The 14,392-nt window shown below is 69.0% G+C and carries 13 protein-coding genes; 6 read left to right on the top strand and 7 right to left on the bottom strand.

From position 1 onward, the window contains the following. Window positions 1-6: 6 nt before the first annotated feature. Together AU185_RS07080 and AU185_RS07075 are read left to right on the top strand one after the other, a co-directional pair. Entirely contained in the window at window positions 7-1,059 is a 1,053-nt protein-coding gene (locus AU185_RS07080) for a sulfate/molybdate ABC transporter ATP-binding protein (RefSeq protein WP_059098527.1), read from the top strand. Window positions 1,060-1,280: 221 nt separating this feature from the next. Next, window positions 1,281-2,381, top strand: coding sequence for an APA family fibronectin-binding glycoprotein (locus tag AU185_RS07075; protein ID WP_059098526.1), 1,101 nt, complete (start codon window positions 1,281-1,283; stop codon window positions 2,379-2,381). Window positions 2,382-2,450: 69 nt separating this feature from the next. Here the strand turns inward: AU185_RS07075 and AU185_RS07070 are convergent, their stop codons facing one another. Then, a complete protein-coding gene (locus tag AU185_RS07070; protein WP_059098655.1) occupies window positions 2,451-2,696 on the bottom strand; it encodes a CDGP domain-containing protein in 246 nt (81 codons plus the stop codon). Between the two features lie 257 nt (window positions 2,697-2,953). Here AU185_RS07070 and AU185_RS07065 point away from each other — a divergent pair, with 257 nt between their 5' ends. Continuing rightward, on the top strand, window positions 2,954-3,970 hold the full coding sequence (locus AU185_RS07065) for a zinc-binding alcohol dehydrogenase family protein (RefSeq protein ID WP_059098525.1): 1,017 nt from the start codon (window positions 2,954-2,956) through the stop codon (window positions 3,968-3,970). Window positions 3,971-3,993: 23 nt separating this feature from the next. On the opposite strand, the gene AU185_RS07060 is transcribed toward AU185_RS07065, so the two are convergent. Together AU185_RS07060 and AU185_RS07055 are read right to left on the bottom strand one after the other, a co-directional pair. Beyond that, window positions 3,994-4,755, bottom strand: coding sequence for a CPBP family intramembrane glutamic endopeptidase (locus tag AU185_RS07060; RefSeq protein ID WP_059098524.1), 762 nt, complete (start codon window positions 4,753-4,755; stop codon window positions 3,994-3,996). Window positions 4,756-4,766: 11 nt separating this feature from the next. Then, a complete protein-coding gene (locus AU185_RS07055) occupies window positions 4,767-7,184 on the bottom strand; it encodes a phosphoketolase family protein (protein WP_059098523.1) in 2,418 nt (805 codons plus the stop codon). 116 nt (window positions 7,185-7,300) lie between these two features. On the opposite strand from AU185_RS07055, the gene AU185_RS07050 reads away from it, so the two are divergent. From AU185_RS07050 to AU185_RS07040, 3 genes are read left to right on the top strand one after another with little or no spacing between them, the layout of a single operon-like run. After that, window positions 7,301-8,173: a TIGR03619 family F420-dependent LLM class oxidoreductase gene (locus AU185_RS07050; protein WP_059098522.1), complete on the top strand. Its 873-nt coding sequence runs from the start codon at window positions 7,301-7,303 to the stop codon at window positions 8,171-8,173. Continuing rightward, on the top strand, window positions 8,170-10,476 hold the full coding sequence (locus AU185_RS07045) for a CaiB/BaiF CoA transferase family protein (protein WP_059098521.1): 2,307 nt from the start codon (window positions 8,170-8,172) through the stop codon (window positions 10,474-10,476). Before AU185_RS07050 ends, AU185_RS07045 begins: the two co-directional genes overlap by 4 nt. Beyond that, window positions 10,476-11,945 carry an acetyl-CoA acetyltransferase gene (locus tag AU185_RS07040; RefSeq protein WP_059098520.1) on the top strand — a complete coding sequence of 490 codons (1,470 nt, stop codon included), beginning with the start codon at window positions 10,476-10,478 and terminating at the stop codon, window positions 11,943-11,945. Before AU185_RS07045 ends, AU185_RS07040 begins: the two co-directional genes overlap by 1 nt. A 5-nt stretch (window positions 11,946-11,950) precedes the next feature. Here AU185_RS07040 and AU185_RS07035 read toward each other — a convergent pair whose 3' ends face one another. The 4 genes from AU185_RS07035 to AU185_RS07020 form a co-directional block, all read right to left on the bottom strand. Continuing rightward, the gene (locus AU185_RS07035; RefSeq protein ID WP_059098519.1) at window positions 11,951-12,538 is read right to left on the bottom strand and encodes a hypothetical protein; all 588 of its coding nucleotides are present in this window, start codon (window positions 12,536-12,538) and stop codon (window positions 11,951-11,953) included. 62 nt (window positions 12,539-12,600) lie between these two features. Beyond that, window positions 12,601-13,326, bottom strand: coding sequence for a DUF72 domain-containing protein (locus AU185_RS07030; RefSeq protein WP_059098518.1), 726 nt, complete (start codon window positions 13,324-13,326; stop codon window positions 12,601-12,603). A gap of 7 nt (window positions 13,327-13,333) precedes the next feature. Further along, window positions 13,334-13,981, bottom strand: a complete 648-nt coding sequence (locus AU185_RS07025) for an HhH-GDP family DNA glycosylase (RefSeq protein ID WP_059098517.1) — start codon at window positions 13,979-13,981, stop codon at window positions 13,334-13,336. 19 nt (window positions 13,982-14,000) lie between these two features. Then, entirely contained in the window at window positions 14,001-14,333 is a 333-nt protein-coding gene (locus AU185_RS07020) for a TfoX/Sxy family protein (protein WP_059098516.1), read from the bottom strand. Window positions 14,334-14,392 lie beyond the last annotated feature (59 nt).

The following is a 14,392-nucleotide window of genomic DNA, read 5'->3' as shown; positions in this document are numbered from 1 at the left end:
TGCGGCGTGACAGGAGTCAGCCTGCGGGCCGTTGTCGAGCATCGGGGCGTGGATGTCGAGTTCGACGTCGCCGCCGGTGAGGTGCTGGCCGTGCTGGGCCCCAATGGGGCGGGCAAGTCGACGGTGCTGCACGTCATCGCGGGCTTGGTCCGGCCCGACGACGGTGTCGTGCGCGTGGGGAATCGGGTGCTCACCGACACCGCAACGCGGGTCGACGTGCCGACCCACGACCGCCGCGTCGGGTTGCTGCTGCAGGATCCGCTGTTGTTTCCGCATCTGGATGTCGCCGCCAACGTGGCCTTCCCGCCCGGCGGTAGGCGACCCGAGCACTGGCTTGCAGAGGTCGACGCGACGGATCTGGCCGACCGCAGGCCCCGCCACCTGTCGGGGGGCCAGGCCCAGCGGGTGGCGCTGGCCCGCGCGCTGGCCGCCGAACCCGACGTGTTGCTCCTCGACGAGCCGTTGAGCAAGCTCGATGTCGCGACCGCCGCTGCGATGCGCAAGGTGCTGCGCCGGGTGCTGGTGCGCGACGGCCGGTCGGCGGTGATGGTGACCCATGACGTGCTCGACGTGGTGACGCTCGCCGATCGGGTGTTGGTGCTCGAATCCGGCCGTGTTATGGAAAATGGTTCTGCGGCAACGGTTCTGACGGCTCCGCGCAGTGGATTCGGCGCGCGGCTGGCGGGAGTGAACCTGGTTCGCGGCACGGCGGCCGGCGGCGGGGTGCTGACCACCCGGTGGGGCGGCACCTGGTACGGAACCGCGGGCGTGGACGTGACGGCGGGGGCTTCGGCGGTGGCCTTGTTTCACCCGGCGGCCGTCGCGGTGTACCGCGAGCGACCGCACGGCAGCCCCCGCAACACCGTTGAAGTGACCATCGCCGAAGTCGACGGCCGCGGGCCGGCCATCCGGGTGCGGGCCGAGGAACAACCCGATGGCGGCCCCGGGCTCGCCGCCGACATCACCGCGGACTCCGCCGCCGAACTGCGCCTGGCGCCCGGCGAGCGCGCGTACTTCGCCGTGAAAGCGCAGGAGGTCACCATCCACCCGGGCCCGTAACGGACATCTGGGCGGCTGCGAAAAACGAGTTAGACGACCGTCGTCCTCCGGCGGTGAACGCGGTTCGACAAGCCCGCGCCACGCGCGGGGACACCGTCGTGTCAGCAATTCCGGGTACTGTTGCCTTGCATGGCATTTCCGGTTCTCAGCAATTTCTCAATTGAGCACTTTTTGAGCAATACGCACTTGCGTCACGGCGGTAACACGGTAGTTTCTTCTCCATGGATCAGCCGGACGCGATTTCGTTCCCTCGCAGGGGCCTCTCCAAGACGCTTGCAGTCGCGGCGCTGACTGGCGCCACCGCGGTTGCGCTGGCGCTGCCAACGGTGGCGCAGGCGCAGCCCGAGCCGACGCCGGCGCCACCCCCGCCGCCCGGCAACACGTTCTTGCAGGGCCCGCCACCGCCGCCACCGCCCGGGGCACCAGCGCCCGCACCCGCACCGGGTGCACCCGCGCCCGCGCCGCCACCTGGTGCGCCCGCGCCGGCACCGCCACCGCCCGGCGCGCCTGCGCCGCCACCCGCGCCCGGTGCGCCTGCGCCTGCGCCGGCGCCCGGCGATCCGAATGCACCCGCCCCGCCGCCCGGCGACCCCGGGCGTGTCGAAGCGCCTGCAGGCGGACTCAGCTACGTCGTGCCTGCGGGTTGGAAGGTGTCGGACGCGTCGCAGCTGTCCTATGGGCAGGCGCTGGTGACCAAGATCCCACCCGAAGGTGCCGAGCCGCCCAACGACACCAGCATTCTGCTCGGCCGACTCGACCTGAAGCTTTTCGCCGGGGCCGAGACCGATAACGCGAAGGCCGCTCAGCGGTTGGCGTCCGATATGGGCGAGTTCTTCATGCCGTTCCCCGGCACGCGGATCAACCAGGAGACCTTCGAACTCAACGCAGACGGTATGCCGGGCGTCGCTTCGTATTACGAGGTGAAGTTCACCGACACCAACAAGCCGAACGGTCAGATCTGGGCCGGTGTCGTCGGCAATCCGGTCGAGCCGGAGACGCCGCGCGGGCAGCGCGCCCCTGAGCGCTGGTTCGTCGTTTGGCTCGGCACGGCGAACAACCCTGTGCCGAAGGAAGAAGCGGTGACGCTGGCCAACTCGATTCGGCCGTACACCGGCCCGCCGGCGCCGACGGATCCGAACGCCCCGCCGCCGGCGGCTCCGAACGCCGCGCCTCCGGCGCCGGCCGATCCGAACGCCCCGCCGCCTCCACCGGCTCCCAATGCGCCCCCACCCGATCCGAACGCGCCTGCGCCACGGCCCGGCGTCGGGGAGCCCGTTCCGGTCGCACCGGAGAACGCGCCGGGGATGGTGCCTCCGCCCTGACGAAGTCAAGGCTTCCGCCACGACATCAAGCCGTGGCGGAAGCCGAATTCTTCAGTGCGCGTGCGGTGGTCAGGGCCCAACCCGCGGCGGGTTGGCGTTGGCGACGTTCAAGATGACGCAATTCGTGCCGCCGAACCCCATCGCGCCTGCGGTTTGACACCGCTCGAAGTTGCCGTCGGCGCTGACCGGTCCGTCGCAGATCGTCCCGCCACCCCACGGCGTCCAGCCGCCCTGGCATCCGGCGTGGGCCGGGGCGGCGAAAGCCATGCCGCCGGCCGCAAGCGCGCCGACCGCCAATGCAACAAGCGTTCTCATCTCGTCCTCTCCCTTCGCGGTACCGGAGTCCTGCGCCGGGTACGAAGCCCGTTCCGCCGATGTTCGACGGTCCACCGTTATCTCCAGGTTATGCCGTTGTCATGAGTGAGGAATCGGGGTTATCCCTACCGCTTCAACACCGCGGCGTCCACCACATTTGTCTGGCGCACCGCGGCGGTCGTTAGCGTCGTTCGCTCACAGTGAAGATGCTCGTTCCCGGGGTGGTGCATTCGTGATTCACCGGGCGACGATGAGGTATGGCGATCTCGACCATGACGGCGTGGCGGGTTCGGCGACCCGGGCCGGTGAGCACTCGACCACTCGAGCGGGCACGCGTCGAGATTCCGCGACCGATGCCCGGCGAGCTTCTGGTGGCAGTGCGGGCATGTGGCGTGTGCCGCACCGATCTTCACGTCGCCGAAGGCGACCTGCCCGTGCATCGTCCGCAGGTCATCCCGGGCCATGAGGTCGTCGGTGAAGTGGTCGAGGCGGGGCAGGGCGTCGGCGCCGAGTTCGCCGTCGGCGACCGCGTCGGCATCGCATGGCTTCGGCACACCTGCGGACGATGCCGGTACTGCATCCGAGGGGCCGAGAATCTGTGCCCCGAGTCCCGCTACACGGGCTGGGACGCCGACGGGGGATACGCCGAATTCGCCACGGTGCCAGCCGCATACGCTCATCCGCTGCCGGCGGGCTACTCCGACACCGAACTGGCGCCGCTGCTGTGCGCGGGCATCATCGGCTATCGCGCCCTGGTGCGCGCCGAGCTACCGCCCGGCGGGCGGTTGGGAATCTACGGATTCGGCGGCAGCGCGCACCTGACCGCCCAAGTGGCGATCGCGCAGGGCGTCGAAGTCCACGTCATGACCCGCGGGGAGGCCGCCCGCGCGCTGGCGCTGTCACTGGGAGCGGCCTCGGCTCAGGGCGCTGCCGACCCGCCACCTGCCCCGCTCGACGCCGCGATCCTGTTCGCACCCGTCGGCGACCTCGTGCCCTCCGCGCTCGAAGCGCTCGATCGTGGCGGCACACTGGCCATCGCCGGCATCCACCTCTCCGACGTTCCCGCGCTGAACTACCAGCGTCACCTCTTCCAGGAGCGCCAACTGCGGTCAGTCACCGCGAACACGCGAGCCGATGCCCGAGCCTTTCTGGCCTTCGCCGGTGAGTACCGCATCGAAGTGACAAGCCCGCAGTATCCGCTCGATCGGGCGGATGAGGCGCTCAGCGATCTCGCCGCCGGCCGGGTGTCGGGGGCGGCGGTGCTGACCGTCTAGAGTTCGGCCAGCGGCGGTCTGCGTCAGCTCAGGTGCCACACCAGCGCGGCGGCCAGGGCGCCGAGCCCGTTGAGCGACCAGTGCAAGGCGATCGGCGCAATCAGGCTGCCGCTGCGACGCCGCAACCAGGTGAACACGAACCCGGCGACCGCGGTGGCTGCCACCGCCAACGTCACGCCCGCGACGGTACCCATCACCCCGCCGCCGAAGATGCGCGTGAACCCGACGTTACTGCTGGTCAAACCCAGCGAGGTGGCGATGTGCCAGAGACCGAACAGCAGTGAACCCGCCGCCGCGACGCCGCGGAAACCCCAGGCGCGGTTCAACGCGCCGTGCAGCACGCCCCGAAAAGCCAGCTCCTCGGGGATCACGGTCTGCAGGGGGATGATCACCATCGACGCGATCAACGCGCCGGAGATCGTCGCGTAGTTGTTGTTCATGAACATCGGCCGCGTCCACGGCAGCAGCGCGCCGATCGCGATCACCGACAGCACCACCCCGACGGCCGCCAGCGCGTAACCGGCGCCGGACCTCCAGTGGTCGCGGCTCAACCCGAGTTCGGCCCAGCCCAGCCCGCGGGAGCGGACAAGGAGCAGCAATCCGACCGCCGCCGCGGGAACCGTCGCCACGCTGGCCCACGGAGTGGTGAAATGCGCGATCAGGTTTGTCAACGCCAGCACCACCACGACCACCGCGATGTCGACGTAGGTGCGGAAGTGATGCAGCGCGGAGAGCTGTTCGACCAGCGGATGCGGACGCTCGGCTAGCACGGCTTGGTCGGACACGAAGATCCAGTCTAGCGGTCTTGTTCGCTGAGCGAATCCTGCGAAAGCGAGGGCGCCCGGTAGTCCGGGTCCCACGTCCACTCCGAGATCGCCGGATCGTCCTCTCCGTGCTCACGGGTGTAGCGCCGCGCCGCAAGGCGGGCGTCGGCCATTTCCTGGCGCAGCCCGGCCGCGCTGCTGCCCAGTCCGTCGACGCGGTCGATGACGTCCATGACGAGGTGGAACCGGTCGAGGTCGTTGAGCATCACCATGTCGAACGGGGTCGTTGTGGTACCGCGCTCCTTGAAGCCGCGCACATGAAGCTGGGCGTGGTTGGCGTGGCGGTAGGTCAGCCGGTGAATCAGCCACGGGTAGCCGTGGTAGGCGAAGATGACCGGCTTGTCCGTCGTGAAGATCGAATCGAACTCCCGCTCCGACAGTCCGTGCGGATGTTCGGAGTCGGGTTGCAACCGCATGATGTCGACGACGTTGACCACCCGAACCTTCACCTCGGGCAACCGCCGGCGCAGGATGTCGGCAGCGGCCAGGGTTTCCAGGGTCGGGATATCACCGGCGCACGCGAGCACCACATCCGGATGCCCGGCGCCGCTGCTTGCCCAGTCCCAGATGCCGAGACCCCTGGTGCAGTGCGCGATCGCGGAGTCCATGTCCAGATAGGTCAGCGCCGGTTGCTTACCGGCGACGATCACGTTCACGTAGTGCCGACTGCGAAGGCAGTGGTCGGCCACCGACAACAGCGTGTTGGCATCAGGCGGCAGGTAGACCCGCACGACCTCCGGCCGCTTGTTGGCGACATGGTCGATGAACCCGGGGTCCTGGTGCGACGCGCCGTTGTGATCCTGGCGCCAGACATGCGATGTCAGAAGGTAATTCAGCGACGCGATCGGGCGCCGCCACGGCAGCTCGCGGCTACTGGAGAGCCACTTGGCGTGCTGATTGAGCATCGAGTCGATGATGTGGACGAACGCCTCGTAGCAGTTGAACAGCCCGTGCCTGCCCGTCAGCAGGTAACCCTCGAGCCAGCCCTGGCAAAGGTGTTCGGACAACACCTCCATCACGCGGCCCTCCGGCCCGAGATTCTCGTCGTCGGGCCCGATTTCGGCCAGCCACGCCTTGTCGGTCACCTCGAGGGTCGCCGACAGCCGGTTCGACGCGGTCTCGTCAGGGCCCATCAACCGGAACCGGTCGGGGTTGCGGGCGATGACGTCGCGCAGGAAGGTGCCGAGCACCCGTGTGGCCTCGGCGGACTCGGAGGCCGGCTTGTCGACCGCCACCGCGTAATCGGCGAACGCGGGCAAGTCGAGATCCCTGAGCAGCAGGCCGCCGTTGGCGTGCGGGTTGGCGCTCATCCGCCGCTGCCCTCCCGGCGCGATCGCACGCAGTTCGGGCCGCAGCGCGCCGTCGTCGTCGAACAGGTCCTCGGGTCGGTAGCTGCGCAGCCAATCCTCGAGCTGCGCACGGTGTTCGGGGTTGGTGTGGGTGCCCGACAGCGGCACCTGATGGGACCGCCAGGTGCCTTCGACCTTCTTGCCGTCGACCTCTTCGGGACCGGTCCAGCCCTTCGGAGTGCGTAGCACGATCATCGGCCACAGCGGGCGGCCGGCCTCACCATCGAGGCGGGCGGCGCGCTGGATCGCAGCGATCTGGTCGAACGCCTCGTCGAGTGCGGTGGCCAACTGCTGATGCACGTTGGCCGGATCGTCTCCGGCCACCGTGATGGGCCGGTAGCCGTAGCCGAACAGCAGCGACTCCAGCTCCTCCTGTGGGATCCGCGCCAGCACCGTCGGGTTGGCGATCTTGTACCCGTTGAGGTGCAGGATGGGCAGCACCGCACCGTCGGTGACGGGGTTGAGGAACTTGTTCGAATGCCAGCTCGCGGCCAGCGGGCCGGTTTCGGCCTCACCGTCGCCGATCACACACGCCACCACCAGATCGGGGTTGTCGAACGCCGCGCCGTACGCGTGCACCAGCGCATAGCCGAGTTCGCCGCCCTCGTGGATCGACCCGGGCGTCTCCGAGGCGACGTGACTCGGGATGCCGCCGGGGAAAGAGAACTGCCGGAACAACTTTCGCAGGCCTTCGGCGTCCTCGGAGATGCCCGAGTACACCTCGCTGTACGTGCCTTCCAGGTAGGCGTTCGCGACCAGGCCGGGACCGCCGTGCCCCGGTCCGGTGATGTAGATGACGTTCGCGTCGCGGTTGCGGATGATGCGGTTCAAGTGCGCGTAGACGAGGTTGAGCCCGGGCGTGGTACCCCAGTGTCCGAGCAGGCGGGGCTTGACGTGCTGCGGCGCGAGCGGCTCCCGCAGCAGCGGATTGTCCAGCAGGTAGATCTGTCCGACGGACAGATAGTTTGCCGCGCGCCAGTACGCGTCGATCAGCGTGAGTTCATCGTCGGACAGCGTGGGGGACAGTGCCTGGGCGGTCATCTAACTCATCATCGTCGTGCCGGGTGAACGCCGTGGGTTGGCGAACAGCGCGTGTGGGTTCTGGTACCCAGCCCTGATACCCACTGCACCAGAACCTACGCACTAGCCTGTCCAGCGTGTTGGGATTCGCATTGCCGCAGTACGGCGGACCCGCGGGCGCCGATCTCGCCCGTTTCGCAAAGACGGTCGAAGACCTCGGCGCCGACAGCCTGTGGGTCGGGGACCGCCTCATCACGGCTGTGCAGCCCAGCGTCGGCTACGCGGGTGCCGACACCATTCCCGAACAGTTCCGCACCGGACTGGACCCGTTCATCGCGCTGGCGGTGGCGGCCGCCGTCACCAGCCGGGTCCGGTTGGGCAGCAGTGTTTTCGTCGCGCCGTGGTATCCGCCGGTGCAGCTGGGCCGCCAGCTGACCGCCCTCGACGTGGTCAGTGGTGGGCGGCTGCTGCCCGGCTTCGGCATCGGCTGGTCACCCGAGGAGTTCCAGGCAGCGGGCGCGCCGTTTCGCCGCCGCGGGGCACAGCTGGACGAGCTGCTCGACGTGCTGCAAGCCCTGTGGACGACGAATCCCGTGGCTCATGACGGCGAGCGCTGGTCGATCCCGCCGTCGTGGGTCGACCTCAAGCCGGTGCAACAGCCGCCGCCGATCTACCTCGCCTCGTTCACTGCGGCCGGGCTGACGCGGATCGGCGCGCGCGGCGACGGATGGCTGCCCACAGTCAACGTCCCCGGCAAAGTGTTCCCCGAGATGCTCGACCGGCATCGGCGCATCATCGACGACGCCGCCCGCGCGGCGGGCCGGGATCCGTCGGCCATCCACACCTACCTTCGTGTCAACGTCGCCGAGGGCACGCCGATCGAGCGGGCCGTCGAGGCGGTGCGGATGCTCGCCGCCGGCGGCTACCAAGACATGTTCGTCGACCTGATGTACGTGGCGGCCGACACCGACGAGCGCCTGCGCTGGGCCGAACGGCTGTTGGCCGCATGAGCGAGCCACTGCTGGCATCCGCGCGGGTGCTCGATCTCGGCGGTGCGGAATCCGACGCGGTGTGCCGGCTGTTCGCCGACCTCGGCGCCGACGTGTTGAAGATCGAACCCCCGGAGGGGGGCGCCGCGCGCCGCGCCCTGCCGACCGTCGCCGGGACGAGTGTGCCGTTCGCGGTGGACAACGCGAACAAGCGCTGCGCGGTCCTCGATCCCGCCCAGCCCGGCGACTACCGGCGGCTGCTCGATCTCGCGAGTACCGCCGATATCGTCGTCGACAGCGGAAACCCGGGCGGCGCTGGGCGATTCGGAACGTCGTGCGTCGAGCTAGCGCGCCGGTTCGACCATCTCGTGGCACTGTCGGTCACCGACTTCGGCACCTCCGGTCCGTACGCGACGTGGCGGGCCACCGACCCGGTGCTCTATGCGCTGTCGACCGCGCTCTCACGCACCGGACCGACCTCGGGAACTCCGGTGCTGCCGCCCATCGGGCTGGCATCGGGCACGGCCGCGGTGCAGGCGGCGTGGGCGGTGCTGGCCGCCTATTACCGCCGGTTGCGCGACGGCACAGGAGATTACATCGACTTCTCCCGGTTCGAGGGCGTGCTCCAGTCGCTCGACCCGCCGTTCGGGTCGGAGGGTCAGGCCGCCGTGGGCCTCAAGAAGACCACCGAGATCTGGCGCGGCAGGCCGCGTAACCAGAACATCTACCCGATCTTCGCCTGCAAGGACGGACACGTCCGCGTCTGTCTGCTCTCCGCGCGCCAGTGGCGCGGAATGCGCGCCTGGCTGGGCGAACCGGAGCAGTTCGCCGATCCGAAGTTCGACACGATCGCCGCACGGTACGCGGCCTCGCGGGAACTCAACGCGCTTATCGCCGACTTCTTCGCCCCGCAGACCATGGATGCCCTGGTGGCGGAGGGGCAGGTGCGGGGGGTGCCGATCGCCGCGGTACTGACGCCCGCGGAGGCGTTGGCCTCCGAACATCTCCGCGTCGTGGGCGCGTTGACCGCGGCGGACTTCGCGCCGGGGGCGCAGGTCGTCGCGCCCGCGGGGCCGTTCGTCGTGGACGGACGTCACACCGGGGTGGGATGGCTGGCCCGGTCTCCGGGGGCCGACGAAGCCCATTGGGCCGGTGAGCCATCGGCCACGGCACGCGGGAAGGCGGCCGTGGTGCAGCGCCCGTTCGACGGCCTGCGGATTCTCGACCTCGGCATCATCGTCGCCGGAGGCGAACTGGGCCGGTTGTTCGCCGACCTCGGCGCCGAAGTGATCAAGATCGAGAGCGCCGCCTACCCCGACGGTTTGCGACAGACGCCGCCGGGCCAGGTGATGAGCAGGTCGTGGGTGCTGACCCACCGCAACGAGCAGAGCCTGGGCCTCGACCTGCGCGCCGCCGCGGGCGCCGAACTATTCGCCCGCTTGGTTGCCGGTGCCGACGCGGTGTTCGCCAACTTCAAGCCGGGAACCCTTGCTGCGCTCGGGTTTTCCTATGAGCGTCTGCGGGAGTTGAACCCCCGCATCGTGCTCGCGGAGAGCAGCGCGTTCGGCTCGACGGGCCCGTGGAGCGCGCGGATGGGTTACGGGCCGCTGGTGCGCGCAACGACGGGCATCACCTCGGTGTGGACGTCGGTCGACGGTGGGTTCTACGACGCGACGACGATCTTCCCGGACCATGTGGCCGCGCGAATCACCGCGATCGCGGCGCTGGCAGCGCTGATCCGGCGCGACCGCACCGGTGAACCCGCGCACGTACATGTCTCGCAAGCCGAGGCCGCGGTGAACCAGTTGGCGACGCGTTATGTCACCGAGGCGGCACGCGCCGCACACCTGCCGGTGGTCGACGACGCTGCCGTACACGGCGTGTACCCGTGTGCAGGCGACGACGAGTGGTGCGTGATCTCGCTTCGCACCGATGCCGACCGCGACGCGTTGACCGCCCTCACCGGCGGCGCCGACATCGCCGAGTGGACCCGCGCTCGGGACAAGACGGCGGTGGCGCACGCGCTGCAGGAGGCGGGGATCCCCGCGGCGCCGATGAACCGCGCCGTCGATGTACCTGCCGACCGGCAGGTGCGCTTCCGAAACGTGTTCGCCGCCATGGGACATCCGCTGTTCGAGGAGCCCGTGCTCAGTGAGACCGGGCCCGCGCCGTACACCAACATTCCGCCCGCGGAGATGCGACCGGCGCCGATGCCGGGAGAGCACACCCGCCAGATCTGCGAGCAGGTCCTCGGCATGTCCGCCGAGGAGGCCGATCGGCTCATCGCCGATGGCGTGCTCTTCGCCTACGAAGGAAGGCCGTGATGGACCCGAGGACACCGGTGTTGGCGGGCTACGGACAGCTCAGCCAGCGCGACGAGAACCCTGACGCGGAACCGATCGACCTGATGGTCGCTGCCGCGCGGGCCGCCGCCGATCCGCGGGTGCTCGAAGCCGTCGACTCGGTGCGCGTCGTCAGCCTGCTGTCCTGGCGATATCGCGACCCGGGACTGCTTCTGGCGCAACGTCTTAACGCCGACAGCGCCACCACACGCTACACCGGGGTCGGCGGCAACACACCGCAGTCACTGGTCAACGAGGCGTGCCGGGACATCCAGAGCGGCCGTGTCGACGTCGTCCTGATCGCCGGCGCGGAGACCTGGCGCACCCGAACCCGGTTGCGGGCCAAGGGTATCAAGCCCCAATGGACCCACCAGGACGAGTCGGTTCCGCTGGCCGAAGGCGCCGACGAGGGGGTGCCGATGGCCGGACCCGCCGAGATCCGGATCCACCTGGACCGGCCGGCGTATGTCTACCCGATGTTCGAGCAGGCTTTGCGAATCGCCGCGGGCGAGTCCAGCGAGGAGCACCGCCGTCGCATCGGCGAACTGTGGGCGCAGTTCAGTGCGGTGGCCGCGAACAATCCGCACGCCTGGAGCCGAGACCCGGTGCCGGCGGAGCAGATTTGGCGCGCCGGTCCGGACAACCGGATGATCAGTTGGCCGTACCCGAAGCTGATGAACTCCAACAACATGGTCGACCAAGCGGCGGCGCTCGTCGTCACCTCGGCCGAGAAGGCGGCTCATCTGCAGATCCCCAGGGACCGCTGGATCTTCCCGTATTCGGGCACCGACGCGCACGACACCTACGCGATCGGGGAGCGCGCAGAGTTCTACACCTCGCCGGCCATCCGGATCGCGGGTCGACGCGCCTTGGAACTGGCGGGGCTGGGCATCGATGACGTCGCGCTCGTCGACCTCTACTCGTGCTTCCCGTCGGCGGTGCAGGTGGCCGCCAACGAACTCGGGCTGCCGATCGGGGATGCCGCCAGACCGCTCACGGTCACCGGCGGGCTCACCTTCGCCGGCGGGCCGTGGAACAACTACGTCACCCACTCGATCGCCACCATGGCCGAGCGGCTCGCGACCCAGCCCGGCCAACTCGGCCTGATCACCGCGAACGGCGGTTACCTCACCAAGCACAGCTTCGGGGTCTACAGCGCCGAACCGCCTGCGCATCAATTCCGTTGGGAAGACGTGCAACCGGAGGTCGATCGCGAGCCGACTCGTACCGCCCTGGTGGAATGGTCCGGGGTCGGCACGGTCGAAACCTGGACGACGCCGTTCAGCCGGGAAGGCTCGCCGGAGAAGGCGTTTCTCGCCGTACGCACGCCCGAGGACTCGCGCGTGCTGGCCGTCATCACCGACCAGAAAGAGGCGGCGGCCACGGTCGGCGATGACATCGCCGGCGCCAAGGTTCAGGTGAATGCGGACGGTACCGCCACGATGCTCTGAGGTGGCTAGGGTGCGTCGGCGGGCACCCGGGTGTACTGCGGCTTGAATCCCTCGGGGGCAAAGGTGAAGCCCCGCCCCGTCGCCTCGCTCATGCAGGAAACGCCGGCTTCCTGCACGTTGCAGCGAAACCCGGCGGCCGCCAGGATTCGGTTGAACCCGAGCACTTTTGCGTTCTCGAGGACGAATTCCGGCTGTTCCAACGCGACGAATCGCGGCTGGCCCTCGTGCTCGATGATCACGGCGTTGGGCGCCGTCTGCTCGCCCTCGGCGTTGGGCACCGTGTCCGGTTCGCCGGTGATGTTCATGCTCGACTGCCAGGATGTCGCCGACTGGCAGCCCGCCTTGGCGCGCGGCACGATCGCACACGCCCATCGTCCGCTCGGAGTGGTGAAGTAATAAACGGCTGTTCCTGCCGGGTGGGCGACGTAGTCGAACGCGTTGACGAGGTGCCTGGTGTTCGGCGGCGGGGGAGGTGCGCTGGTGGTGGATGTCGGCGGGGACGCCGCGGGCGGCTCGTCGGTGGTCACGATCCGCTCACCCGAGCAGCCCGCCGCCAGGATGGCGACGGCCGAGATCAGACATAGGACACGCATTTCGGCTCCCAAGCGTGCCGGAACCCGATTTCGGGGCTCGACGCGGGGGTGCCCTCGGCGCGTCAGTCGGTCACCATGGCTCTGAGCGTCTGCGCATTACGCACCGCGTGACCGCCCAGATCGTTGTTGAAATACACCAGGACGCGTCTGCCTTCGCGGTCCCAAGCCATGATCCGGTCCGCCCAGCGGCGGAGCTCGTCGTCGGGATAGGAGCCCGCATACATCGAATCCTGGTCGGGACCGTGCATCCTGATGTACACCAGCTCGCTGGTTGCCCGCGGAACGCAGCGCAGCCGCGCGCCGCTCATGATCACGTACGCGGCTTCGTGGCGCGCCAACGTCTCGTACACCGCCGGGTCGTCCCACGAGGGATGCCGCAGCTCCATCGCCACCGGGATCCGGTCGGGCATCAGTTTCAAGAAGTACTCCAGGCGGGCGTCGTCGCGCTCCAACTCCGGGTGCAGTTGCACTAGCAGCGCCTCGCCGCGGTCGCCCAGCAGAGTCCAACACCGGTCGAACCGCTCGACCCATGGCTCCGGCTCGCGCAGCCGCCGGTAGTGCGTCAGCCCGCGTTGGGCCTTGACCGACATCGTGAAGCCCTCGGGCAGTCGCTGGCGCCACCCGGCGAACGCCGTGTCCTTCGGCCACCGGTAGAAGCTGGCGTTCAGTTCGACGGTGTCGAACTCCTCGACGTAGCGGGCCAGCCGCTTGGCCACCGGAGTACCGGCGGGGTACAGCACGTCGGTCCAATGGTCGTACGACCAGCCCGAGGTGCCGATCCGGATCATCTCCGCCTCATCCGCGCGCTGACACGGTGTCGCGTAGCTCGTCGTCGAGCGACACCCGGACCAGCGCCGCGGCGAGCTTCGCGTTCCTGCGCGGGGCCAGCGCGGCGAGTTCCTCGGTCCCGGTGGGCAATCCGAGCGTCTTGGCCGCCGACAGTGCCCGCTTGTCGAAGTACGGCCGTACCCAGGTCCAGACGTCCTGCACTTCGCGCAGGAAGATGTCCGCGCCGGTGTCGCCGATTCCCTTGAATTGCTTGAGCGAACGCCTCAATGCCGGCACTTCGTGACCGCTGGCCTCGGCGAGCTTGCGCAGATCCCCGCCGTACTCCTCGACGACAACGGAGGCGATGTCGGTCAGCCGGGTGGCCGAGCTCTCGTCGTACCGGACGTAGTGGGCGCGGCCGAACGCGCGGATCATCACGGCGCGATCTGCTTCGAGGGCGGCCTTGGGCGTGCGGATGCCCGCACTGAACAGTTCACGCGCGGCCGCCACGGCGATCGAGGCGTCGATCGGCTTGCTGGCCAGCATGCACAGGGTCAGCAGCTGAAAGAGGGGCATGGGTCTGTCCGCCAACCGGATACCCGCCTCATGCGCATAAGTGGTGCCCGCATGTCTCAGCAGGTTCGCCACCACCTTCTTGCGTGCCGCGGCCTCCATCTCCGCTGACGTACCCCTGCTATTTCGGCGGCAAACTTCCGGCGTAGTCGACTCCGCGGCCCACCCAGGACTGCAGCTGACGTCTGGTCCTGATGCCGTCGACCGACACCCGCAGCCAGCCACGGGTCTCTCGTCCCGCCATCACCATCGGCTCGACGTGGTCACGCGACAGCAACTTCGAGGTGTCGTCTGGTGGCACCCGCACCATCAGGCCGCCCTGCCCGCTGGCCGCCACCGCCATGTTGCCGTTGATCAGAAACGCCAACCCGCCGAACATCCGCTTCTCCTCGACACCACGGGTGCCGCCGAGAAGTTCTCGGATGCGGTTGGCCAGGTCCTCGTCGTAGGCCATGAGACGACCGTAGCGGCAGCCCCCGACAATTACTCGCCGCGCGGTTTTTGCGCGCCGGG

Source organism: Mycobacterium sp. GA-0227b (genome assembly GCF_001499855.1).
In the GTDB taxonomy this organism is placed as follows: Bacteria; Actinomycetota; Actinomycetes; order Mycobacteriales; family Mycobacteriaceae; genus Mycobacterium.
The sequence above is the reverse complement of the archived record's forward strand: the minus strand, read 5'-3'. Positions and strand labels throughout refer to the sequence as shown.

Excerpts from the sequence above, each read along its gene's own strand:
- AU185_RS07075 (WP_059098526.1), top strand. The coding sequence starts at position 1,281 with ATGGATCAGCCGGACGCGATTTCGTTCCCTCGCAGGGGCCTCTCCAAG.
- AU185_RS07070 (WP_059098655.1), bottom strand. The coding sequence starts at position 2,696 with ATGAGAACGCTTGTTGCATTGGCGGTCGGCGCGCTTGCGGCCGGCGGC.
- AU185_RS07065 (WP_059098525.1), top strand. The coding sequence starts at position 2,954 with ATGGCGATCTCGACCATGACGGCGTGGCGGGTTCGGCGACCCGGGCCG.
- AU185_RS07055 (WP_059098523.1), bottom strand. The coding sequence starts at position 7,184 with ATGACCGCCCAGGCACTGTCCCCCACGCTGTCCGACGATGAACTCACG.
- AU185_RS07045 (WP_059098521.1), top strand. The coding sequence starts at position 8,170 with ATGAGCGAGCCACTGCTGGCATCCGCGCGGGTGCTCGATCTCGGCGGT.
- AU185_RS07040 (WP_059098520.1), top strand. The coding sequence starts at position 10,476 with ATGGACCCGAGGACACCGGTGTTGGCGGGCTACGGACAGCTCAGCCAG.
- AU185_RS07035 (WP_059098519.1), bottom strand. The coding sequence starts at position 12,538 with ATGCGTGTCCTATGTCTGATCTCGGCCGTCGCCATCCTGGCGGCGGGC.
- AU185_RS07030 (WP_059098518.1), bottom strand. The coding sequence starts at position 13,326 with ATGATCCGGATCGGCACCTCGGGCTGGTCGTACGACCATTGGACCGAC.
- AU185_RS07025 (WP_059098517.1), bottom strand. The coding sequence starts at position 13,981 with ATGGAGGCCGCGGCACGCAAGAAGGTGGTGGCGAACCTGCTGAGACAT.
- AU185_RS07020 (WP_059098516.1), bottom strand. The coding sequence starts at position 14,333 with ATGGCCTACGACGAGGACCTGGCCAACCGCATCCGAGAACTTCTCGGC.